Raw genomic sequence first — 21282 nt, 5'->3', positions numbered from 1 at the left:
CCGGAAGCGGTGACCCTGGGTGAGCGTCAGGGGCCGTGAAGGGCCCGGGAGGGGCCGACAGGGGCAGAACGAAGCCCCCGATCACGGGGGAACAACCGGGGGCTTCGTGTCTGCGGCGGCTCCGAAAAGCCGCACATTCAGAACGTAAGACCTGTACGCCCCTTGGGTCAAGCGGAGTTGAGGCACTTGCGAAAGCGGACTTTCGGACGCTCAGTTCACGGACATGGAGCCGTCACGGTGTGTGATGATCTGGTCCGCGCCCGCTGTCACACCCGGCCCCGGAAGCCAGTCGTACCCCTCCGCGCACTCACGTACCAAGGTGCCGGCGAAGGGCCGGGAGGCGTCCCCGGCGAAATGGCGAGTCTCCGCCACGGTCCAGCCGTCCCAGAAAGCGGCCTGGTCCGGACCGTCCCGGCGCCGGCCCCGCGCCCACGACTCCGACGCCCCGCGCTCCATCCACAGCAGCCACGCCAGGAACGGCCGCACCGCCCGCCGGCCCGCGCCGACGCCCTCGACGAGCACGACCGGGGCCGGGGGCAGCTCCCGCGCCGCTCCGAAGCGCCGCAGCCCCCAGTCGTACGGCCGGTACGACGCGGCCTCGCCCCGCGCCAGGGGTGCGAGGACCTGCTCGCGCAGCCGGTCGGTCCACGCGAAGAGCTCCTCGTGCGTGGCGAGGTCGTCGAGGTGGAGGACGGGCGCGTCACCGAGGGCGGTGGAGAGGCGGGCCGCGAGCGTGGACTTGCCGGAGCCCGCGTGCCCGTCGACCGCGATCAGCCGGACCGGGCCGCAGGAGGGCGGCAGCCGCAGCAGCGCGTGCGCCGCGCGGTCGAGGTCGTTCATGCGCCCCAGCGTAGGGGAGGGGACCGCCGCAGGTCAGGGCGGTACCGCCGCCAGCGGTCGAGACCAATATTGGTGCGGCGACGCGTGGCGAAGTGCTGGCGGGCGCAGGCCGGGAGCCGGGATAGTGGGCCCGCCCAGCAGATCCGTACACCCACCGTTCTCGACTGGGGGTCACCGCCCATGACCAGCTCCACCCCGCGCAGAACCGTCCTCGCCGCCGCCCTCGCGGCAGCGGGAACGGCCGCCGCCGCTCCTGCCGTCGCCGCCGCGTCCGCCGCCGAGAGCGGCTCCGACCGCGACCCGACCACCGCCCCTGACCGTGCCGGGGCCGACGGCGCCACGCCGGGCCGCGCCCCCGCGCCCGGCCTGGTCGACAACCGCTTCTGGTCCTCGTACACGGACTGGAGATGCGGCAGTGCCGCCGGCACCAGGGCCGTCGCCGGCCGCCGCCCCGGCCTGCTCCTCGCCTCCCCCGCCGGGATCACCGACTACACCGACCCGCACACCGGACGGACCTCCCCCTGGGAGTACGCGAGCTGGACCTCGCCCGTCCACACCCCGACCGTGCCCGCCACCGAGGTCATCGCCTCCTGGAACGCCGACACCCCTGCCGGCACCTGGCTCCAGGTCGAACTCTCCGGCACCTACACGGACGCCACCGCCACCCCCTGGTACGTCCTGGGACGCTGGGCCTCCGGCGACGGTGACATCCGGCGCACCTCGGTCGACGACCAGACCGACGGCAAGAGCACCGTCTGGACCGACACCCTCGCGATCGACGACGCGGCGAGCGGGCTGCGGCTGGCCTCGTACCGGCTGCGCCTGACCCTGTACCGCACCCCGGGGAGCGGCCTCACCCCCACGGTGTGGCGGCTCGGCGCGATGGCGTCGGACATCCCGGACCGCTTCACGGTCCCGGCCTCCGCGACCGGCGCGGCCCGCGAACTGACCGTGCCGCGCTACTCGCAGAACACCCACGTCGGGCAGTACCCCGAGTACGACAACGGCGGAGAGGCGTGGTGCAGCCCGACCTCCTCGCAGATGATCGTCGAGTACTGGGGACGGCGGCCCTCGGCCGAGGAGCTGGCCTGGGTGAACCCGGCCTTCGCCGACCCGCAGGTCTGCCACGCGGCCCGCCACACCTACGACCACCAGTACGAGGGCTGCGGCAACTGGCCTTTCAACGCCGCCTACGCGGCCTCGTACCCCGACATGAACGCGGTGGTCACCCGGCTCCGCTCGCTCACCGAACTGGAGACGCTGATCAAGGCCGGAATCCCGGCCATAACGTCCCAGTCCTTCCGCAAGGAGGAGCTGACGGGTGCGGGGTACGGCACGGCGGGCCACCTGATGACCGTCATCGGCTTCACGGCGGACGGCGACGTCATCGCCAACGACCCGGCCTCACCGGACAACGCGGCCGTCCGCCGGATCTACCGACGCCGGGAGTGGGAGAATATCTGGCTGCGTACGAAGAGGTACGACGCAAACGGCAAGGTCAGAGGCGGTACGGGCGGGGTCTGCTACATCTACTGGCCCGTAGAGCCGACCCCGGGCCAGCACCGGGCGCTGCGGGCGCTCGGTCTGGTGTGAGCGGGGTCCGGCACGCCGGTGCCTGGCGGAGAGCTCACGCGTCCGGTGGTGAGGTGGAGGGGAGCGGCGTAGTGGTCTCCGGCACAGGAGGGGGGCGCCGTCGCCCCCTCCCGGACGCTCCTCGGCCTTGCGGCGCAAGGTTTCCGCGGGCCTCGGGGGCGTCCGGCGCGGCGGCGTGGGTCCAGGGGGCGTGACCGACGTCTCTACCCACGGGCCGCCCCCCTATCGCAAGGTGGTTGCCATGACCTCCACCACCCATACCCGCCTGCTGTTCCGCGCCCGGACGGGCGGCCCCGAGGACGACGACCGGGGGCCCAAGGTGCTCGAACACGTCCTCGGCTGGACGCTGGTCGTCCTCCTCGCCGTGCTCGTCACGCGCGCCGGCCTCATGTGAGCCGGCGCCCCGGGGCGCCTTCCGTCCGTGTGATCCGCGGGTCGCACGCGTGAGCCCCGGGCCCCGGGCGGGCATACTCCCCGCGATCCCGCGCGCGGCACGGCCGCGCCCGGCAGGGAGGAGCGCCCGGCCATGGCCGAATGGAACGCGGACGGCGTGGAGCGCCGGCTGCCCACCGACGAGGCCCGCGAGCTGCTCGCCCTGACGCGGGACATCGCCCGGCGGGAGATCGCGCCGGGCGCCGCGGAGGAGGAGGCCGCCGGGCGGTTCCCCCGCGAGCTGTTCACACTGCTGTCCCGGTCCGGACTGCTCGGGCTGCCGTACGACCCCGAGTACGGCGGGGGCGGCCAGCCGTACGAGGTGTATCTCCAGGTCCTCGAAGAACTCGCCGCGGCCCGGCTCACCGTGGGTCTCGGTGTGAGCGTCCACACCCTCTCCTGCCACGCGCTCGCCCGCTACGGCACCGAGGAGCAGCGCGCCGCGCACCTGCCCGCGATGCTGGGCGGCGGTCTCCTCGGGGCGTACTGCCTCTCCGAGCCGTCCGCGGGATCGGACGCGGCGGCGCTGCGCACCAGGGCCGTACGGGAGGGCGCGGGCGACGGCGACTGGGTGATCGACGGAACCAAGGCGTGGATCACCCACGGCGGGATCGCCGACTTCTGCACGGTCATGGCCCGTACCGGTGGCCCGGGTGCGCGCGGCATCACCGCGTTCCTGGTGCCCGGTGACGCGCCGGGGCTGAGCGCGGCCCCGCCCGAACGGAAGATGGGCATGAAGGGCTCCCCGACCGCGCAGCTCCACTTCGACGGGGTACGGGTGCCCGACGAGCGGCGCCTCGGCGCGGAGGGGCAGGGGTTCACGATCGCGCTCGACGCGCTGGACTCGGGGCGGCTCGGCATCGCCGCCTGCGCGGTCGGGCTCGGCCAGGCGGCGCTGGACGAGGCGGTGGCGTACGCCGGGGAGCGACGCCAGTTCGGCCGGCCGATCGCCGACTTCCAGGGGCTCCGCTTCCTTCTCGCCGACATGGCGACCCGGGTCGAGGCGGGCAGGGCGCTCTGCCTGGAGGCGGCGCGGCTCCGGGACGAGGGGCGGCCCTTCGGCCGGTGCGCGGCCATGGCGAAGCTGTTCTGTACGGACGCCGCCATGCAGGTCACGACGGACGCGGTGCAGGTGCTGGGCGGGTACGGCTACACGGCGGACTTCCCGGTGGAGCGGTATCTGCGGGAGGCGAAGATGCTCCAGATCGTCGAGGGCACCAATCAGATCCAGCGCATGGTCATCGCCCGTCACCTGGTCGGACCAGAATCCCGCTGACGCGTACCGTGCGGTCCGCCCAAACCGGGCCGGCGGCGAGCCGGGCCCACTCATGGTCGCGATGGCCCGGGAGGGTGCGGCCCTGGCTCGCCCAGAGCGAGAGCACGGCCTTGAAGATGGGCGGGTCGGCGGGGAGGGGGTGCGGAGGGGATGCCTGCGCCGGTACGGGTACGGCGGCAGGCGCGGTCGGTGTCGTCGCGCCGGGTGTCGGCGACGAGTGATGAACCGATTCTTCAGCGCGCGGCTCGGCCTGCCGATGCCGACCGAAACCGCTGGGAGTCGTGTACAGCGTGGTCATGCCCGGACCAACGCGCCCCGGCGGCCGGGGGTCACCCCCGGACGGATTCGAGCGGCAGTTCGTCCGGTACCCGCTGCACGACTCTGGTCGCGCCCGGCAGAGCTGACGTACCGTCAGTTGCTCTCGCGCGAGCCCCAGGAGGCCAGCCATGTCCGCGCACCGGCACGTCGACGACCGGCCCGTCCCCCTCGACGAATACCCCGTGCACCAGGCCCCGCTCTCGATGAGGCACCACATCAGCGGCGACCGCAACGCCTACGACCGGTGCATCTTCCACGTCTTCGACCACACGGGCCGCGCCCTCCTCATCGCCGGCCTGGGCGTCTACCCCAACACCGGCGTCATCGACGCCTACGCCACCCTCAGGACCGGCGACCGGCTGCACGCCGTCCGGGCCTCCGACGCCCTCGGCGACGACCGGATGAACCTCTCCGTCGGTCCGTTCTCCCTCACCGTCGACGAACCCCTCAAGCGTCTCTCCCTGCGCTGCGCGGCCGCCCCCGACGACCCCGACGGGCTCGCCTACGACCTGCACTGGACCGGGGACTTCCCCACCGTCTGGGAGCCCCACCACACCCAGCGCCACGGCGGCCGGCTCACCCTCGAAGGCCGCCGCTTCGTCCAGGCCGGCCACTGCACGGGCACGATCAGGGCGGGCGGCGAGGAGTTCACGGTCACCCCGGGGGAGTGGACCGGCACCCGCGACCGCAGCTGGGGAGTCCGCCCGATCCCCGGCGAAGAGCCTGGCAGGGCCGCCGAGTTCCGGCCCGAGGGCTTCCACTGGCTCTGGATCCCGGTGCGCTTCGAGGACCGCTTCCTCATGGTCGTCACGCAGGAGGACGCCGACGGCTACCGCACCCTCAGCGAAGCCCTGCTCGTACGCGACGGCCACCGCGACACCCAACTCGGCTGGCCCCGGACCGAGATCACGTACCGCACCGGCACCCGCCACCCCGAACGGGCCACCGTCCACCTCACCGACCCGACCGGGAAACCCCTGGAGGTCGGCGTCGAGATCCTCGCCTCCTCCCCGCTCGCGGTCGGCGCCGGCTATCCGCCCGCCACCGACTGGCAGCACGGCACCTGGCAGGGCCGCGGCTGGACCGACCGGCGGGTCTACGACCTCTCCGACCCCACCGCCCACCCCACGGCCGCGTACGGCGTCACCGACCACGCCGCCCGCTTCACCCTCGACGGCCACACCGGCTACGGCATCTTCGAGCACGGCTCCTTCGGCCGCCACGACCCCAGCGGATTCGCCGACCACACGTCAACGGCCCTCTGAGGAGCCCTTCTTGACCACGCCGCGCCCCCGCACCACCACCCGGGAACCCGAGGAGCTCGGCCGCCGGCTCACCGTCTGGCTGGACCGTCACCTGCCCGGCGCCCGCGTCACGGGACTGGCCGTCCCCGGCTCCAACGGCATGTCCAGCGAGACCCTGCTCTTCGACCTCGACCACCCCGACGCCCCCGTCCGCGGCTGCGCCCTGCGCCTGGCCGCCGACCCCGCCGCGTACACCGTCTTCCCCGTGTACGACATGGCGCGCCAGCACCGGGTCATGCGGCTGGTCGGCGAGCACACCGACGTGCCCGTCCCGCGCGTGCTCTGGCTGGAGGAGGACTCCGGACCGCTCGGTGCCCCCTTCTTCGTGATGGCCCGCGCCGAGGGCCGCGTCCCGCCGGACGTCATGCCCTACACGTACGAGGGGAACTGGCTGCACGCCGCCACGGACGCCGAACGCGCCCTGCTCGAAGCGGAGTCGGTCTCCGTGCTCGCGCGGCTGCACGACCAGTTCCCGGCGAAGGAGGCCGAGTTCCTCCTGACGGACGGCACCGGAACCCCGCTGCGCCGCCACGTCGAGGCCCAACGCGCCTACTACGCCTGGGTGGTGGACGGGCTCGCCCCCTCACCGCTCATCGAGTCGGCCTTCGACTGGCTGGAGGCGCACTGGCCGGCCGACGAGGGGCCGGCCGTGCTCGGCTGGGGCGACGCGCGCATCGGGAACATCGTCTACGACGGCTTCACCCCCGCCGCCGTGCTCGACTGGGAGATGGCGGCCTGCGTCCCGCGCGAGGTCGACCTCGGCTGGACGGTCTACCTCCACCGCTTCTTCCAGGACCTGACCGTGGGCTTCGGCCAGCCGGGACTGCCCGGGCTCCTGCGCCGCGAGGCCGTCGAGCGGAGGTACGCGGAACTGACCGGGCACACCCCGCGCGACATGGAGTTCCACACCCTCTACGCGGCGCTGCGGCACGCGATCGTCATGCTCAGGATCGCGTACCGCCAGGTCCACTTCGGCGAGGCCGAGGTGCCCGCGGACCCCGACGGCCTGATCCTGCACCACGCCACCCTGGCGGCGATGGTGCGGGGAAGCTACTGGTGAGCCCGCCCCCGGCCTGCCCGGCGGGAGTTCGAGAGGCCCTAGGCCGCGCGCCGCATCTGCGGCACCCGCAGCGGACGCGAGCCCGGACCGCCCACGTGCGAGAAGGGCTGCGTGCGCCAGTCGAGGCCCTGGGGCAGCGTCAGGAGCAGCGCGGTGTCCTGCTCCTGGAGCTCCAGGGTGTCGTCGGCCGCGCGGGCCTCGGTCGCCGACAGGCCCGTGCCCTGGCACACCGTCAGGACGAAGGGGTTCCACGGCGTCGGGCAGAGCGCGTGGTCCGGAAGCACGTCCTCGTCCGCGAGCAGCGCGATGGGCTGCACGCACTCCGGGCAGATGACCCGGAACATCTCAAAGGTGTCGTACGCGTCGAGCTCGTCGGACGTCTCGACCGAATCAACAGGCTCCTGCATGGAGAATCTCCCCCTCGGGTGGGTCGGCCGACTCTGTACGGCCCCGACCACAGCAAGCACTTCCCATGCGGCCGTCCGCATAACCGTGTGACGGCTTTCCGGGCCGGGCGCAAACCTGTGGCGTTCGTCACATGCCTGTCGCAGGTGCCCCGTGGCTGCCCATACCGCCCGATAGTGGTCGACCTCGGCGGTGCCCCGCCCCTCCCGGAGCAATAGGGTCACCGCATGGAGGAGCTGGATCGTCAGATCGTGGAGTTGCTCGTCAAGGACGGGCGCATGAGCTACACCGACCTGGGCAAGGCCACCGGCCTGTCCACGTCGGCGGTGCATCAGCGCGTCCGCCGCCTGGAGCAGCGCGGAGTCATCCGCGGCTATGCCGCCGTCGTCGACCCGGAGGCCGTCGGCCTGCCGCTGACCGCCTTCATCTCGGTCAAACCCTTCGACCCCAGCGCCCCCGACGACACCCCCGACCGGCTCGCCGACATCCCGGAGATCGAGGCCTGCCACAGCGTCGCGGGCGACGAGAACTACATCCTCAAGGTCCGCGTCGCCACCCCGCTGGAGCTGGAGCACCTGCTCAGCCGCATCCGCACCCAGGCCGGAGTCTCCAGCCGCACCACGGTGGTCCTCTCCACGCCGTACGAGGCAAGGCCTCCGCGCGTTTGACCTGCCCAGGGGGGACCTGCCGGACAAACCGGGTCCCTCCAGGTCCTAGCCTGGTCGCATGAGTGAGTCCACGCCTGCCGCGTCTCCCGGCGAACACCGCACCGTGCTGCTGCGCGGTGGAGAAGTCCACAGCCCCGCCGACCCCTTCGCCACCGCCATGGTCGTGGAGCGCGGGCACGTCGCCTGGGTCGGCTCGGAGGGCGCGGCGGACGCCTTCGCCTCCGGTGTGGACGAGGTGGTCGACCTGGAGGGCGCGCTCGTCACCCCGGCCTTCGTCGACGCCCATGTGCACACCACGGCCACCGGCTTCGCCCTCACCGGGCTCGACCTGTCCTCCGCCGCCTCGCTCGCGGAGGCGGCGGAGCTGATCCGCTCCCACGCCGCCGCCCGCCCCGAGGACCGCATTCTCATCGGCCACGGCTGGGACGCCTCCCGCTGGCCCGAGCGCCGGCCGCTCACCCGTGCCGAGCTCGACGGGCTGACCGGCGGCCGGCCGCTCTACCTCACCCGGATCGACGTCCACTCGGCCGTCGTCACCACCGCGCTCCTGGACCTCGTCCCCGGCGTCCGGGACCTGGACGGCTTCCACGACGGACAGCGGCCGCTCACCGGCGACGCCCACCACGCCGTGCGCGCCGCCGCCTTCGGTGCCGTCTCCGCGCGCCAGCGCACCGAGGCCCAGCGCGCCGCACGCGCGCGTGCCGCCTCCCTCGGCATCGGCACCGTCCACGAGTGCGGCGGCCCGCAGATCTCCTCCGAGGAGGACTTCACCGGCCTCCTGGACCTGGCCCGCGACGAGCCGGGCCCCCGCGTCGTCGGCTACTGGGCCGACCTCGACGTCGAGCGGGCCCGCGCCCTCGGCGCCCTGGGCGCGGCCGGTGACCTGTTCGCCGACGGCTCCCTCGGCTCCCACACGGCCTGCCTCCACGAGCCCTACGCCGACCACACCGACGCCACCCACACCGGAGCCGCCCACCTCGACGCGGCGACCGTCGCCCTCCACGTCGTGGCCTGCACCGAGGCGGGCCTCCAGGCCGGCTTCCACGCCATCGGCGACGCCGCCGTCACCGCCGTCGTCGAGGGCGTCAGGGCCGCCGCAGAGAAGCTCGGCCTGGCCAGGATCCGGGCCGCCCGGCACCGCGTCGAGCACGTCGAGATGCTCACCCCCGAGACGATCGCCGCCTTCGCCGAGCTCGGTCTCACGGCCTCTGTCCAGCCCGCCTTCGACGCGCTCTGGGGCGGCGAGGAGGGGATGTACGCCGACCGGCTCGGCGCCGAGCGGGCCAGGACCCTCAACCCGTACGCGGCGCTGCTCCGTGCCGGTGTGCCGCTGGCCTTCGGTTCCGACAGCCCGGTGACCCCGCTCGACCCCTGGGGCACCGTCCGGGCCGCCGCCTTCCACCGCACCCCCGAGCATCGGATCTCCGCCCGGGCCGCCTTCACCGCCCACACGCGGGGCGGCTGGCGGGCCGTGAGGCGGGACGACGCCGGGACGCTCGTTCCCGGCGCCCCCGCCGACTACGCGGTCTGGCGCACCGAGGAACTCGTGGTCCAGGCACCCGACGACAGGGTGGCCCGCTGGTCGACCGACCCGCGGTCCGGGACGCCCGGTCTGCCCGACCTGTCGCCCGGCCGTGACCTCCCCGTCTGCCTCCGTACGGTCGTGCACGGGCAGACGGTGTTCGTACGGCCGAACGAGTGATGTAGGGATATGTCCCCCTCGGGACCTCGTTCCGCACCCTTGTCCCCGACCTGCGGATCTTCCCCTCCGGCCTGGCCTTTTGGTGCGTAATCGCAGGTCAAGCAGGTGTTGACAGTCGACCGGCAGGGGCGGGTAGGTTCTCCGCGTCCACCACAGGACGTCCGACCGGAGCGCCTCCCCGCACTCGCCGAACGCCGCCCGCGCCTCGGCCGCGAGGGAAGGTTTCTCCGGCGGAAGGTGCGACCCGGGTGGGGCCCGGATGTTCAGTAGACAACGGCTCTCGGTCGATCCGCAGCCGGCGGATCCCAGGTCGGACCGAAGGACGTCGGGCCCCGCACCGCACGTGAGCGGCGCCGACCGCCCCGCCCGCACGCCCCCCTGTACCGCACCCTCGGCCGCCCCGGGCGACCGCCGCGCCGGAGCACTCCGAGGACCTCGCTATGGTGGGGGCCTGCGTATGTATCCGAAGGGGCAGTAGTGAACGACGGTGGCCAGAGGCGTTACGGCCCGCTCGGCAAGGCCTTGGTGATCATTCCGACCTACAACGAGGCGGAGAACATCAAGCCGATCGTCGCGCGGGTGCGGGAAGCCGTACCCGAGGCGCACGTTCTCGTCGCCGACGACAACAGCCCTGACGGCACGGGCAAGTTCGCGGACGAGCTCGCGTCCGACGACGACCATGTGCACGTCCTGCACCGCAAGGGCAAGGAGGGGCTCGGCGCCGCCTACCTCGCCGGCTTCCGATGGGGCATCGAGCACGGCTACGGCGTGCTCGTCGAGATGGACGCCGACGGCTCCCACCAGCCCGAGGAGCTGCCGCGGCTGCTCACCGCCCTCAAGGGCGCGGATCTGGTCCTCGGCTCCCGCTGGGTGCCGGGCGGCCGCATCGTGAACTGGCCGAAGTCCCGCGAGTTCATCTCCCGGGGCGGCAGCCTCTACTCGCGCGTGATGCTCGACGTGCCGATCCGCGACGTCACCGGCGGCTACCGGGCCTTCCGCAAGGAGACCCTGGAGGGCCTGGGCCTGGAGGACGTGGCCTCGGCCGGCTACTGCTTCCAGGTCGACCTGGCCCGCCGCGCGGTCGCCGCGGGCTTCCATGTCGTCGAGGTGCCGATCACCTTCGTGGAGCGCGAGGTCGGCGACTCGAAGATGAGCCGGAACATCGTCGTCGAGGCCCTGTGGAGGGTCACCGGCTGGGGTCTTTCGGCCCGGGCCGACAAGGTCGGCAAGATGCTGGGCCGCAAGCCCTCCTGACACCCGCCCCGGGCCCGGTCTTCCGGTCCCGGGGCGCTTCCGGACGCCCTCATCCCCCCTTTACGACGTTCCGGCGGGGTCCCAGGCACACTGGGGACCATGACGACCGGCGCACCGCCTCCCCTCGCCCCCAAGCGCTCACGCGCGCGTACGTACCTTCCGCTCGGCGTCGCCGCCTGGCTGGTCCTGGAGATCTGGCTGCTCACGGTGGTGGCGGACGCGGCGGGCGGACTGACCGTCTTCGCCCTGCTCGTCGGCGGTGCCGTCCTCGGCGCCGCCGTCGTCAAGCGGGCGGGCCGACGTGCCTTCCGCAACCTCACCTCCACCTTCCAGCAGGCCCAGGCCGCCGCGCAGAGCGGCACGATGCCCACGGCGCCCGAGCGGACCGGCGCGGAGGACCGCAACGGCTTCCTGATGCTCGGCGGGCTCCTCCTGATGATCCCCGGCCTGGTCTCCGACGCGGCCGGCCTGCTGCTGCTGATCCCTCCGGTCCGCTCCTTCCTCGGCCGGTACGCGGACAGGGCGGCCGAGCGCCGGATCAACGCCGCACCTCCCGGCAGCCTCCAGGACGCCTTCCAGCAGGCGCGCATCCACCGCCCCGACGGCAAGGTCGTCCAGGGCGAGGTCATCCGCGAGGACGCCGCCAGAGGCCCGCGGGGGGCCGACGAGGACCGGCCGCCCCTGACGCCCTGAGCACCGTCCTACGGAGAACGCCGCGGGGCCCGGTACACAGATCGTGTACCGGGCCCCGCGGCGTTGTTCGTCCGGGTGAGGTCCGCTAGGCGGACTTCCGGCTGTCGCGCGGATGCACGGCGATGTTCATGGCGCCGGAACGAAGGACGGCCAGCCTTTCGGCGAGGACCTCCTCCAGCTCCTCGCGGGTGCGTCGCTCCATGAGCATGTCCCAGTGCGTACGCGCAGGCTTGCCCTTCTTCTCCTCAGGTCCGTCCCCGTCAACCAGAAGTGCCTGGATTCCGCAGACCTTGCATTCCCACTCCGGCGGAATCTCCGCCTCGACCGAGAAGGGCATCTCAAAACGATGTCCCTTCTCGCATGCGTACTCCACCGCCTGGCGCGGGGCCAGATCGATGCCGCGGTCGGTCTCGTAGCTCGTCACCACGAGGCGCGTGCCGCGAAGAGCTCGCTCACTCATGAATCGTGCCTCCCGGGCTTGTCGCCCACAGGACAGGTGTCGCTGTCGTCGTTATCCGGTCAACGTCCGGTCGGCGGTAAAGATTCCCGTGCCGGGTCATGCGTCGCCCGTCGTGCCGCCCCTTGTTGTACCCACCAGTGCCCGTTTTGTCACATCTGACGGCAGACGTGACCCGATGTCTTTGCGAAAGCAGCACGCAGTAACGGTCCGCCTGGCAGGCCAAACGCGTACACTACCGCCCTTTCACTGCCACGTCTAAATTCGGTCGGGTATCGGGTTCCCCGCGGCCTCCACCGCACGCCGCACCGGCACCCGGGCGAGCAGCGCGAAGCCGACCACGAAGAAGATCACCAGGGAGATGATGGCATCCCGGTAGCTCCCGGTCAGCTGATACGCGAGACCGAACACGAGTGGCCCCAGCCAGCTCAGCCCGCGATCGCTCATCTCGTACGCCGAGAAGTACTCCGCCTCCTTGCCGCGCGGGATCAGATGCGAGAACAGCGAGCGCGACAGGGCCTGGCTCCCGCCGAGCACCAGACCGATCGCGGCGGCCAGACAGTAGAAGAACACGGGCGCGTCGGCGGGCAGGAAGTAGCCCGCCACCAGGATCAGCGTCCACACCGCGAGCGAGGCGAGAATCGTCCGCTTGGCGCCGTACGACCGGGCGAGTCGCCCCATCCCGAGCGCGCCCGCCACCGCGAGCACCTGGACCAGCAGGACCGCGGTGATGAGGGTGGTCTGGTCGAGGCCCAGCTCCTCCGAGCCGTACACGGACGCCTGCGAGATCACCGTCTGGACGCCGTCGTTGTAGACCAGGTAGGCGAGGAGGAAGGAGAGCGTCAGCGGGTGCCCGCGCATGTCCTTGAGGGTCGCCCGCAGCTGGCGCCAGCCGCTGCCGACCGGGCCCCCGCCCGCCTTGTCCGGCTCGTCCAGGGCGATCCGACGGTCGCGCAGCCGGCTTAGCGGCACGAGGGTGAAGGCGCCCCACCACACGCCGGCCGAGGCCAGACAGATCCGGATCGCCTCGCCCTCCGTGAGGCCGAACGAGTCATGGCCCGAGAAGAGGACCAGGTTCAGGACGAGGACCAGCGCCCCGGACGTGTACCCGAAGGCCCAGCCGCGGGAGGAGACCGCGTCCCGCTCGTGCGGTTCCGCGATCTGCGGCAGATAGGCGTTGTAGAGCACCATGGAGACCGAGAGCGAGGCGTTCGCCACGATCAGCAGGAACGCGCCCAGCAGATACCGGTCACCCGCCAGGAAGAACATCCCCGCCGTGGCCGTCGCCCCGAGATAGGCCGAGGTGGCCAGGAGCGGCTTCTTCCGGCCCGTCCGGTCCGCCACGGCGCCCACGAGCGGCATCACCAGGATGGCGACCACGATCGACGCCGACACCGCGTACGCGAAGAGCGAGCCGGCCCGCACCGGGATCCCGAGCGGGTGGACGAAGCCCTCGGCGTCGGACGCCGCCCGCGCAACCGAGGTCAGGTACGGGCCGAGGAAGACGGTGAGGACGCTCGTCGAGTACACCGAGCAGGCGAAGTCGTAGAAGTACCAGCCCCGCTGCTCCCGTCGGCGCTCGGCGCCGCCGGTCGCGTACTCCTCCGGCTCCGTGGTACCCGTGGTCATGGCCGCGCCCCCTCGTTCGTCCCCGTGAGCCTGCCCGGCGGACCGGGCTGGTGGTCCGGTCCCGTGTCGCCGGGGCGCGCGCTCAGACCCACACGCCCCGCTCGGTCAGCACCGAGCGGAGCGTCTCCAGCTGATCGGTCATGATGCCATCCACCCCCAGGTCCAGGAGAGAGTGCATACGGGCCGGATCGTTCACCGTCCACACATGGACCTGGAGCCCGCGCGCGTGCGCCTCCCGCAGGAAACGCCGGTCCACGACCGTGATGCCGCCCTGGCGCTCGGGGACCTGCGCGGCCACCGCGCCGGCCCGTACCGCCGCGGGGATGCCGAACGAGCGCAGCCGCAGCCCGAGGACCCCGCTCACCCCGTACGAGGTGGCGAGCCGGGAACCGGCCAGGCGTTGCGCCCGTGCCACCCGCGCCTCGGTGAAGGAACCCACGCAGACCCGGTCCCAGGCGTCGGTCCTGCGGATCAGGTCCACCAGCGGGACCAGGGCGGACTCGGCCTTGAGGTCCACGTTCCAGCGGACCTCGGGGAACTCCGCCAGGAGGTCCTCGAAGAGCGGCAGAGGTTCCTTCCCCGCCACACGGGCCTCCCGCACGGCCTCCCAGGGCAGGTCACCGATCCGGCCCGTGGCGTCCGTGACCCGGTCGAGGGTCGCGTCGTGGAAGGCGACGAGCGCCCCGTCCGCCGTCGTGTGGACATCGGTCTCGAAGTAGCGGTAGCCCGCGGCGGCGGCCCGGCGGAAGGCGGCCGCGGTGTTCTCCAGGCCGTTCGCCGTGCCGCCGCGGTGCGCGAACGGCAGGGGCGACGGGTGGTCGAGATAAGGGTGGCGTACGCGAGTCACCGCCGCAGTATGGCCTGTTCGGGTGTCGCAGGGGCGACCGCGGTGCTGCCGGAGTCCGGCTCGGGAACGGCGAACCAGCGCAGGAAGAACTGCGCGAGCGGCCCGATCGCCAGCGCGTAGAGCACCGTGCCGACGCCGACGGACCCGCCGAGGAGGAACCCGGTGGCGACGACCACCACCTCGATCGCCGTCCGCACCAGCCGGATGGACCGGCCGGTGAGCCGGTGCAGACCGGTCATCAGTCCGTCGCGGGGACCCGGGCCGAAGCGCGCCGCGATGTACAGGCCCGTCGCGAGCCCGTTGAGGACGACGCCGGACACGAGCAGCGGCACCTGCCCGGCGAGACCGTGGACGTCCGGAACCAGGGCCAGGGTGCCGTCGATGGCCAGGCCGATCACGAACACGTTGGAGACGGTGCCGAGACCGGGCCGCTGCCGGATCGGTATCCACAGGAGCAGGACCGCCGCGCCGACGATGATCGACACCACGCCGATCGTCAGCCCCGTCTTCTCCGAGAGGCCCTGGTCGAGGACGCTCCAGGGCGAGAGGCCGAGACCGCTGCGCACGAGCAGCGCCGCGCTGGCCCCGTAGAGCGCCAGGCCCACGTAGAGCTGGATCAGTCGACGGGTGAGGTGCCGGCCGTGGAGACCGGAGGCGATGGACAAGGGACTTCCCCCAGGGTGGTGTCAGTGGACTGGTTCGTGACACTCTGTGGCCAGGGAACGGGTGCCAACCATGGCCAATTCGAGGAAGGTGGACTGATTCCGATGGCCCAGTGGACTTCGGCGGTAGGACCGGCTCAGCTTGCCCGGCAGCTCCAGGCGCAGCAGCCGCGGCCGGCCGGACCCGGCGCGCGCAAGCCGCCCGCCTACCGTGCGCTGGCCGACGGCATCCGCCTGCTGGTCCTCGAAGGAAGGGTGCCGGTCGCCGCCCGGCTCCCCGCCGAGCGGGAACTCGCCCTCGCCCTCACCGTCAGCCGTACGACGGTGGCCGCGGCCTACGAGGCGCTCCGCGCCGAGGGCTTCCTCGAATCGCGTCGCGGGGCCGGCAGCTGGACCGCCGTACCGGCGGGGAACCCCCTGCCCGCCCGGGGCCTCGAACCGCTGCCCCCCGAGTCCCTCGGCTCGCTGATCGACCTCGGCTGCGCGGCGCTGCCCGCGCCCGAGCCGTGGCTCACCCGGGGCATCCAGGGCGCCCTGGAGGAACTGCCTCCGTACGCCCACACGCACGGGGACTACCCGGCGGGACTGCCCGCCCTGCGGCAGACGCTCGCCGACCGCTACACCGCGCGCGGGATCCCCACGATGCCCGAGCAGATCATGGTCACGACCGGCGCCATGGGAGCCATCGACGCCATCTGCCACCTCTTCGCGGGGCGCGGCGAGCGCATCGCCGTCGAATCGCCCTCGTACGCCAACATCCTCCAGCTCATGCGGGAGGCCGGGGCCCGGCTCGTGCCCGTCGCCATGTCGGAGGGCCTCGGCAGCTGGGACATGGGCCGCTGGCGGCAGGTGCTGCGCGACGCGGCACCCCGCCTCGCCTACGTGGTGGCCGACTTCCACAACCCCACCGGCGCGCTGGCCGACGAGGACCAGCGCCGGCAGCTCGTGGACGCGGCCCGCTCGGCCGGCACCGTCCTCGTCGTCGACGAGACCATGGCCGAGCTGCACCTGGACGACGACCTGGAGATGCCCAGGCCGGTCTGCGCCTTCGACCCGGCGGGATCCACCGTGCTGACGGTCGGCTCGGCCAGCAAGGCCTTCTGGGCGGGCATGCGCATCGGCTGGGTCCGGGCGGCTCCCGACGTCATCCGCTCCCTGGTGGCGGCGCGCGCGTACGCCGACCTCGGCACCCCCGTCCTGGAACAGCTCGGCGTGAACTGGCTCATGGGCACGGGCGGCTGGGAGGAGGCCGTGGCGCTGCGCCGCGAGCAGGCCCGGGAGAACCGGGACGCGCTCGTCGCCGCGGTGCGCAGGGAGCTGCCGGAGTGGGAGTTCTCCGTCCCGCGCGGCGGCCTGACCCTCTGGGTCCGTACCGGTGGCCTGTCCGGCTCCCGGCTCGCCGAGGCGGGGGAGCGGGTCGGCGTCCGTGTCCCGTCCGGGCCGCGGTTCGGCGTCGACGGGGCCTTCGAGGGCTTCGTCCGGCTGCCCTTCACGGTCGGCGGGGCGGTCGCCGCCGAGGCCGCCGCCCGGCTCGCCGCCGCGGCCCGGCTCGTCGAGTCCGGCGCGGGCGGGGGGACGGAGCCGCCGCGGTCGTTCGTGGCGTAGACGTCTGCTCCAGTAGACGTCTGCTCCATCTGCTCCATGTGAAGAGGCCGGTACGGACCGCGGGTCCGTACCGGCCTCTTCACGCGCGCGTGGCGCTCAGCCCTCGGCGGGCACCGGGGCGTGCAGGGGCGCCGGGCCCGGGTCCGGCTGGGCGCGTGGCGCCGGGGCCGGATCGGGGGCCGATGCGACGGCCTTCTCGACGGCGGCGGCGGGGGCGACCGTCGCCGTCGTGAGCGTCGCCGCTGTGGTGAGCGTCGCGGCTGTGGCGGGCGTCGCCGTACGGCGCTCCGGCAGGAGGTCCAGGACCGCCTGCCGGTGCGTCTCGCTCGTCGCGTCGTCGTACGGGTCGGGCGTCGCCGGTACCTGCAGGCGCAGGACCGGTCCGCTCCCCAGGCGCGCGTAGCCGCGGCCCGCCGGGACCTGGGGCGTCGGCGTGGTGTGCGGCTCGGTGCCGAGGACGGCCGCGATCTGCTCCGGAGTGGCCGGGCCCAGCACGATCCGCGCCCTGGTGTGGCTCCGTACTGCCTCGCTCAGCGTGTCCGCGCTGTCGAACTGCTCGGCGACCACCACCGTGACCTGGGCGGCGCGCCCGTGCCGCAGCGGCACCTGGAGCAGCTCCTGCGGGTCACCGCGGCCGTCGGCGGCGGCGAGGTGGCCGAGGATGCTCGGGCGGTCGACCAGGATCCACAGCGGCCGCCGGGTGTCCTCGGGCGCCGGGTGGCCGGCCTGCCGGGCCCGGTTGGCGGCGATCAGGCGCCGCTCCGTCTCGTGCGCCGCCCATTCGAGGCTGGCCAGGGAGCCGGAGAGCCCGCACTCGACGGCCAGGACGCCGTCCCGGCCGGTCAGGCAGGCGTACTCGCCGGTGCCGCCGCCCTCGACGATCAGCACGTCGCCGTGGGGGAGGGCCTGGAGTGCGATCGAGCGCAGCAGGGAGGTGGCGCCGCTGCCCGGCTGGCCGACGACCAGCAGATGCGGCTCGGTGGAGCGGGGGCCGGTGCGCCAGACCACGGCAGGGGCGTCCTCCGTACCGTCCGCCGCGACCACGGGCACGGTCCGCTGCACGGCGTCCGCGTCGGTGAAGCCGAGCACGGTCTCGCCCGGCACGGTGACGAAGCGCTGGGCGGCGATGGTGGTGGGCAGGGCGGGCAGCACGCTCATGACGAGCCGGTTGCCCTCCTCGTCCCAGTCGAAGCGGTACTCGCGGCCGCGCCCCGACTTGGCGTGCAGCAGGTGCTCGATACGCGCGCGTGCGTCGGGTTCGCCGTCGGTGAAGTAGGGGGGATAGGCGATCTTCAGCCGGGTGAGCCGCCCGTCGTCGTCGAAGGCGTACTCCGCGAAGGCGCCGCCCCAGTCGCCGCCGTGGGCGAAGAGCGGAGAGGGGTCGTCGGGCACGGAGAAGTACGGCACGAGGGCCTCGTACAGCCCCTTGAGCCGGGCGATCTCCGCGTCGTCGGGACCGGTCCTGACGACCGGACGCTCGCGTCCCTTCCACGCGGCGGCGCCCATCAGCGTGACGAGCGCGAGGAGCGGCCCGTACGGCATGAGGACGACGACCAGGACGCAGGCCGCGACCAGGAACAGCGTGGGGCCACGCCGCTCCTTGGGGGTCGCGGCCCACTTGGCGCGCGCGGTCGCGGCCAGCTTCCGCAGACCACGGGAGACCGTGATCAGCGGATGGAGCACGTCGGTGGCGCTGTCGGCGGCCGTGCGCGCGATCTCTCGACTACGAGCGATCTGTGCGCTGCCGCTGCTCAGAATGCGGGGGAGTGGTCGCCGGGCCACGAAGTACTCCTGAGGTGGTGGAAGGGACGGAGGGGCGTCAGAACTTGATCCCGCCCAGGAGGCCGGCGAGGCTCTGCCCGCCCGCCGTGATGCTCGGGGCGATGGCCGTGCCCGCGAGGTAGAAGCCGAACAGCGCGCTGACGAGGGCGTGCGAGGCCTTCATCCCGTCCTTCTTGAAGAACAGGAAGCAGATGATGCCGAGCAGGACCACGCCTGAGATGGACAGGATCATTTGGTGTTCTCCTGGTTGAGGGGACAGTCACCATGAGTCCTTCCAAGTTCACCGCAAGTATCTATGTGACTAAAGGTTCATTCGAGTGAAAAACGGGCTATTTCACTTGACCGGCGGACGTCGAACGGACTGTCGGGTGGCGAAATGCCCGGCGTGCGCTAGAGGGGCGGCCGAGTGCGGGCTGCCGTGATCTTTGCCTCGGTCGGGCGAGGTCATGTCACCGAACGGGCAGTACCCTGTCGATTCACTCGTACGGCCCCGCTTGCCGTGCACAGGACGACAACGCAGGAGAAGGGCGGTCCCACCCGATGAGCGAGACTCCGGACCCCGAGGTCATCGAGCTGGCGTCCAAGGTCTTCGACCTCGCGCGCACCGGGGACGCCGACACCCTGGCCGCCTACCTCGACGCGGGCGTCCCGGCGAACCTCACCAACGAGAAGGGCGACTCGCTCGTCATGCTCGCCGCCTACCACGGTCACGCCGCCGCGGTTTCCGCCCTCCTCGCGCGCGGTGCCGACGCCGACCGCGCCAACGACCGCGGGCAGACCCCGCTCGCCGGGGCGGTCTTCAAGGGCGAGGACGCCGTGATCCGCGCGCTCCTCGACGGCGGGGCAAATCCGGAAGCCGGGACTCCGTCCGCTGTCGACACCGCCCGGATGTTCGGCAAGGCCGAACTCCTCGAACTCTTCGGAACCCGGTGAACGGGCGCTGAACCCCAGGTGAGAGCGGCGCCGTAAATGTGGTCGCGGTGGCGAAATGGGTGGGTCATCATGACGTCGGGCCCGGCAAAACGGGCCACCGACGAGAGGCAGAGGAAGATGGTCACTGGCAAGCGCAGGACGACGGGCGGCCCGACATGTTGCCGCACGGCCTAGGCGTACAGCGATGTACAGCCTGACCCGGGTCACCCCGGAATCCCCCGGTCGTGTCGACAGCTTGATGTGAGGCGTCTTCCCATGTTCGATCCAGTCATAGCGCCGAGCGGCACCCTGCTCGGCCTGCTGCAGCGGGGCCGCGGCGACGGCACCCTGCACGCGCTCGCCGCGCCACGCGCCGAGGCCCTCGCGGCCCTCAACCACTGCGTCCTCGACGACCCACGCCACGACTGGCAGGTCGAGAACCGCTCCCTCTACTACGCCCGTCTCTACCTGGACCTCCACGGCGGTCTCGACGAGATCGAGGCGCACCTGTTCGGCGCCGAGGACCACCTCGACACCGAGGAGTCCCGCACCGGGCTCGCCCTCGCCGTCCTCGGGCACCTGGCCTCCTACGGACGCGCGGACGCCCTGCTCCTGCTCCGCCGCTACGCGGCGACCGGCACGAACTGGGCCTGGGCCCTGGACGAGCTGGCCCTCCGCGACGACGACGCCGGCCTGCGCGCGCTCGCCGTCCCCGTGCTGGCCCGCTTCCCGGCCGACGCGGAGGGCGAGGCCGAACTCGCCCGCGTCGTGCGGGACGCCTTCGAGCCCCGCCCGTGGCGCCTGTGGGCCGAGGACCGGCGCGACACCGTCGGCCCCCGGGTCAGGGCCGCCCAGGAACAGGGCTCCTTCGACCGCTGGCAGCGCCAGATGCGCCCCGCCGGGCCCCGGCCCGGCTGGAGCGTGCGGGCCGTCCTCGACTGGGCGCAGGAGGGCTACGAGCGCGGAGCCGTCCTCTACGGGCCCGCCGCCCGCTGCCTGACCGCCGTCGCGGGACCCGAGGACCGGCCCGAACTCCTCGCCGCCGCCCGGCACGGCGCCGTGGGCGCCCGGGGCGCCGCCCTGCACCACCTCGCCGAGTCACGGGACCCCGCCGTCCTCGACCTCGTCGAGGCCGCCGCCGACGGCGACTCCGGCGAGGTCGCCGAAGCCGCCATCGCCGCCTACCGGCGCATGTGCGGCGAGGACGCCGTCGCACGCGCCCGTGCGTGGGTCCGCAGGACCGACGCGCTCGGCGCCGCCGCCGCCGAGGTGCTCGCCTGTCGCGGAACCGCCCAGGACTCCCCCTCCGTCCTCGGCGCTCTCCGTGACACCGTCCGCTCCGAAGGCCCCGACGCCCCCGTCCTGGCCGGGCTCGTCGACGGCGCCGGACGCCTCGGCATCGCCTGCGCGGCCCCCGTGCTGCGCCACGTCTACCGCGAGACGGCCTCCTCCCAGCTCCGCGGGCGCGTGGCCCGCGCCCTCGCCGCCACCGACCCCACCTTCGCGGTCGGCTTCGCCGTCGAGTGCCTCTGGGACTGCGAGGAGACCACCCGCGAGGTCGCGGCCCAGCACGCCGAGACCGGGGACGTACGGGTCGCCGACCGGCTCCGCCGCCTCGCGGCCGACCCGGCCGAGGAGGTCGAGGTCCAGACCGCGGTACGCAACCGGATAGGACCGGACCTCCAGGTCTGACCCCGGTCACCTGTAGGCCGGTCACCGGTAAGCCGGTCACCGACACCGGTCACCCCCGTCACCCGGCTCCGGGGCGGCGCGGCCCACGGCGGAGACCCCGCCGGGCGAGGCCCCGCCCCGGAGCCTCACGGTCGGGCGCCGGGGCGTCCGG

Annotated in this window: 20 protein-coding genes; 12 read left to right on the top strand and 8 right to left on the bottom strand. The window is 73.1% G+C overall.

The annotated features are described in order from the left end of the window. Nucleotides 1–210: 210 nt before the first annotated feature. Nucleotides 211–840 carry a hypothetical protein gene (locus ACIA8N_RS19835; protein ID WP_365783439.1) on the bottom strand — a complete coding sequence of 210 codons (630 nt, stop codon included), beginning with the start codon at nucleotides 838–840 and terminating at the stop codon, nucleotides 211–213. Nucleotides 841–1020: 180 nt separating this feature from the next. On the opposite strand from ACIA8N_RS19835, the gene ACIA8N_RS19830 reads away from it, so the two are divergent. From ACIA8N_RS19830 to ACIA8N_RS19810, 5 genes are all read left to right on the top strand, one after another. Next, complete coding sequence (locus ACIA8N_RS19830) at nucleotides 1021–2433, top strand: peptidase C39 family protein (RefSeq protein ID WP_365783436.1); 1413 nt, start codon at nucleotides 1021–1023, stop codon at nucleotides 2431–2433. Between the two features lie 241 nt (nucleotides 2434–2674). After that, nucleotides 2675–2827 (top strand): SCO1431 family membrane protein, encoded by a 153-nt coding sequence (locus ACIA8N_RS19825; RefSeq protein ID WP_106975969.1) that lies wholly within the window; start codon nucleotides 2675–2677, stop codon nucleotides 2825–2827. 132 nt (nucleotides 2828–2959) lie between these two features. Further along, nucleotides 2960–4141 (top strand): acyl-CoA dehydrogenase family protein, encoded by a 1182-nt coding sequence (locus ACIA8N_RS19820; RefSeq protein WP_365783434.1) that lies wholly within the window; start codon nucleotides 2960–2962, stop codon nucleotides 4139–4141. 446 nt (nucleotides 4142–4587) lie between these two features. Continuing rightward, entirely contained in the window at nucleotides 4588–5724 is a 1137-nt protein-coding gene (locus tag ACIA8N_RS19815) for a hypothetical protein (protein WP_365783432.1), read from the top strand. Nucleotides 5725–5734: 10 nt separating this feature from the next. Continuing rightward, complete coding sequence (locus ACIA8N_RS19810) at nucleotides 5735–6823, top strand: phosphotransferase family protein (protein WP_365783430.1); 1089 nt, start codon at nucleotides 5735–5737, stop codon at nucleotides 6821–6823. Between the two features lie 38 nt (nucleotides 6824–6861). On the opposite strand, the gene ACIA8N_RS19805 is transcribed toward ACIA8N_RS19810, so the two are convergent. Further along, the gene (locus ACIA8N_RS19805; protein ID WP_365783428.1) at nucleotides 6862–7230 is read right to left on the bottom strand and encodes a hypothetical protein; all 369 of its coding nucleotides are present in this window, start codon (nucleotides 7228–7230) and stop codon (nucleotides 6862–6864) included. A gap of 225 nt (nucleotides 7231–7455) precedes the next feature. Here ACIA8N_RS19805 and ACIA8N_RS19800 point away from each other — a divergent pair, with 225 nt between their 5' ends. From ACIA8N_RS19800 to fxsA, 4 genes are all read left to right on the top strand, one after another. Then, complete coding sequence (locus ACIA8N_RS19800; RefSeq protein ID WP_030204348.1) at nucleotides 7456–7896, top strand: Lrp/AsnC family transcriptional regulator; 441 nt, start codon at nucleotides 7456–7458, stop codon at nucleotides 7894–7896. A gap of 58 nt (nucleotides 7897–7954) precedes the next feature. Continuing rightward, the gene (locus ACIA8N_RS19795; RefSeq protein ID WP_365783426.1) at nucleotides 7955–9598 is read left to right on the top strand and encodes an amidohydrolase; all 1644 of its coding nucleotides are present in this window, start codon (nucleotides 7955–7957) and stop codon (nucleotides 9596–9598) included. A 477-nt stretch (nucleotides 9599–10075) separates the two neighbouring features. Further along, a complete protein-coding gene (locus tag ACIA8N_RS19790) occupies nucleotides 10076–10852 on the top strand; it encodes a polyprenol monophosphomannose synthase (protein WP_030551985.1) in 777 nt (258 codons plus the stop codon). A gap of 99 nt (nucleotides 10853–10951) precedes the next feature. Next, nucleotides 10952–11545 carry an FxsA family membrane protein gene (fxsA, locus tag ACIA8N_RS19785; RefSeq protein WP_030551987.1) on the top strand — a complete coding sequence of 198 codons (594 nt, stop codon included), beginning with the start codon at nucleotides 10952–10954 and terminating at the stop codon, nucleotides 11543–11545. Nucleotides 11546–11630: 85 nt separating this feature from the next. Here the strand turns inward: fxsA and ACIA8N_RS19780 are convergent, their stop codons facing one another. The 4 genes from ACIA8N_RS19780 to ACIA8N_RS19765 all read right to left on the bottom strand — a co-directional run bounded on the left by ACIA8N_RS19780 (nucleotide 11631) and on the right by ACIA8N_RS19765 (nucleotide 15143). Then, nucleotides 11631–12005 (bottom strand): RNA polymerase-binding protein RbpA, encoded by a 375-nt coding sequence (locus ACIA8N_RS19780; RefSeq protein WP_015032218.1) that lies wholly within the window; start codon nucleotides 12003–12005, stop codon nucleotides 11631–11633. Nucleotides 12006–12260: 255 nt separating this feature from the next. After that, on the bottom strand, nucleotides 12261–13631 hold the full coding sequence (locus tag ACIA8N_RS19775) for an MFS transporter (protein WP_365783423.1): 1371 nt from the start codon (nucleotides 13629–13631) through the stop codon (nucleotides 12261–12263). Nucleotides 13632–13713: 82 nt separating this feature from the next. Continuing rightward, the gene (locus ACIA8N_RS19770; RefSeq protein ID WP_365783421.1) at nucleotides 13714–14478 is read right to left on the bottom strand and encodes a glycerophosphodiester phosphodiesterase; all 765 of its coding nucleotides are present in this window, start codon (nucleotides 14476–14478) and stop codon (nucleotides 13714–13716) included. After that, nucleotides 14475–15143 carry a YitT family protein gene (locus ACIA8N_RS19765; protein WP_030551993.1) on the bottom strand — a complete coding sequence of 223 codons (669 nt, stop codon included), beginning with the start codon at nucleotides 15141–15143 and terminating at the stop codon, nucleotides 14475–14477. The genes ACIA8N_RS19770 and ACIA8N_RS19765 overlap by 4 nt, the downstream gene beginning before the upstream one ends. A gap of 102 nt (nucleotides 15144–15245) precedes the next feature. Between ACIA8N_RS19765 and ACIA8N_RS19760 the strand changes: the two genes are divergently transcribed. Next, a complete protein-coding gene (locus ACIA8N_RS19760; RefSeq protein ID WP_365783419.1) occupies nucleotides 15246–16745 on the top strand; it encodes a PLP-dependent aminotransferase family protein in 1500 nt (499 codons plus the stop codon). Between the two features lie 96 nt (nucleotides 16746–16841). Here the strand turns inward: ACIA8N_RS19760 and ACIA8N_RS19755 are convergent, their stop codons facing one another. Further along, a complete protein-coding gene (locus ACIA8N_RS19755; protein WP_365783417.1) occupies nucleotides 16842–18527 on the bottom strand; it encodes a hypothetical protein in 1686 nt (561 codons plus the stop codon). A gap of 37 nt (nucleotides 18528–18564) precedes the next feature. Beyond that, nucleotides 18565–18759, bottom strand: coding sequence for a hypothetical protein (locus ACIA8N_RS19750; protein WP_015032212.1), 195 nt, complete (start codon nucleotides 18757–18759; stop codon nucleotides 18565–18567). Between the two features lie 308 nt (nucleotides 18760–19067). Here ACIA8N_RS19750 and ACIA8N_RS19745 point away from each other — a divergent pair, with 308 nt between their 5' ends. Together ACIA8N_RS19745 and ACIA8N_RS19740 are read left to right on the top strand one after the other, a co-directional pair. After that, nucleotides 19068–19460, top strand: coding sequence for an ankyrin repeat domain-containing protein (locus tag ACIA8N_RS19745; RefSeq protein ID WP_365783415.1), 393 nt, complete (start codon nucleotides 19068–19070; stop codon nucleotides 19458–19460). A 255-nt stretch (nucleotides 19461–19715) separates the two neighbouring features. Further along, on the top strand, nucleotides 19716–21131 hold the full coding sequence (locus ACIA8N_RS19740) for a HEAT repeat domain-containing protein (RefSeq protein ID WP_365783413.1): 1416 nt from the start codon (nucleotides 19716–19718) through the stop codon (nucleotides 21129–21131). Nucleotides 21132–21282 lie beyond the last annotated feature (151 nt).

The sequence above is a fragment of the Streptomyces sp. NPDC051822 genome (genome assembly GCF_044452745.1).
Taxonomy (GTDB): Bacteria; Actinomycetota; Actinomycetes; order Streptomycetales; family Streptomycetaceae; genus Streptomyces.
Note: the sequence above shows the minus strand (reverse complement) of the source record. Positions and strands in the feature narration are given on the sequence as shown.

Coding starts and splice junctions, on each gene's coding strand:
- ACIA8N_RS19835 (WP_365783439.1), bottom strand. CDS start 840: ATGAACGACCTCGACCGCGCGGCGCACGCGCTGCTGCGGCTGCCGCCC.
- ACIA8N_RS19800 (WP_030204348.1), top strand. CDS start 7,456: ATGGAGGAGCTGGATCGTCAGATCGTGGAGTTGCTCGTCAAGGACGGG.
- ACIA8N_RS19815 (WP_365783432.1), top strand. CDS start 4,588: ATGTCCGCGCACCGGCACGTCGACGACCGGCCCGTCCCCCTCGACGAA.
- ACIA8N_RS19760 (WP_365783419.1), top strand. CDS start 15,246: ATGGCCCAGTGGACTTCGGCGGTAGGACCGGCTCAGCTTGCCCGGCAG.
- ACIA8N_RS19750 (WP_015032212.1), bottom strand. CDS start 18,759: ATGATCCTGTCCATCTCAGGCGTGGTCCTGCTCGGCATCATCTGCTTC.
- ACIA8N_RS19775 (WP_365783423.1), bottom strand. CDS start 13,631: ATGACCACGGGTACCACGGAGCCGGAGGAGTACGCGACCGGCGGCGCC.
- ACIA8N_RS19740 (WP_365783413.1), top strand. CDS start 19,716: ATGTTCGATCCAGTCATAGCGCCGAGCGGCACCCTGCTCGGCCTGCTG.
- fxsA (WP_030551987.1), top strand. CDS start 10,952: ATGACGACCGGCGCACCGCCTCCCCTCGCCCCCAAGCGCTCACGCGCG.
- ACIA8N_RS19780 (WP_015032218.1), bottom strand. CDS start 12,005: ATGAGTGAGCGAGCTCTTCGCGGCACGCGCCTCGTGGTGACGAGCTAC.
- ACIA8N_RS19820 (WP_365783434.1), top strand. CDS start 2,960: ATGGCCGAATGGAACGCGGACGGCGTGGAGCGCCGGCTGCCCACCGAC.
- ACIA8N_RS19745 (WP_365783415.1), top strand. CDS start 19,068: ATGAGCGAGACTCCGGACCCCGAGGTCATCGAGCTGGCGTCCAAGGTC.
- ACIA8N_RS19830 (WP_365783436.1), top strand. CDS start 1,021: ATGACCAGCTCCACCCCGCGCAGAACCGTCCTCGCCGCCGCCCTCGCG.
- ACIA8N_RS19825 (WP_106975969.1), top strand. CDS start 2,675: ATGACCTCCACCACCCATACCCGCCTGCTGTTCCGCGCCCGGACGGGC.
- ACIA8N_RS19795 (WP_365783426.1), top strand. CDS start 7,955: ATGAGTGAGTCCACGCCTGCCGCGTCTCCCGGCGAACACCGCACCGTG.
- ACIA8N_RS19805 (WP_365783428.1), bottom strand. CDS start 7,230: ATGCAGGAGCCTGTTGATTCGGTCGAGACGTCCGACGAGCTCGACGCG.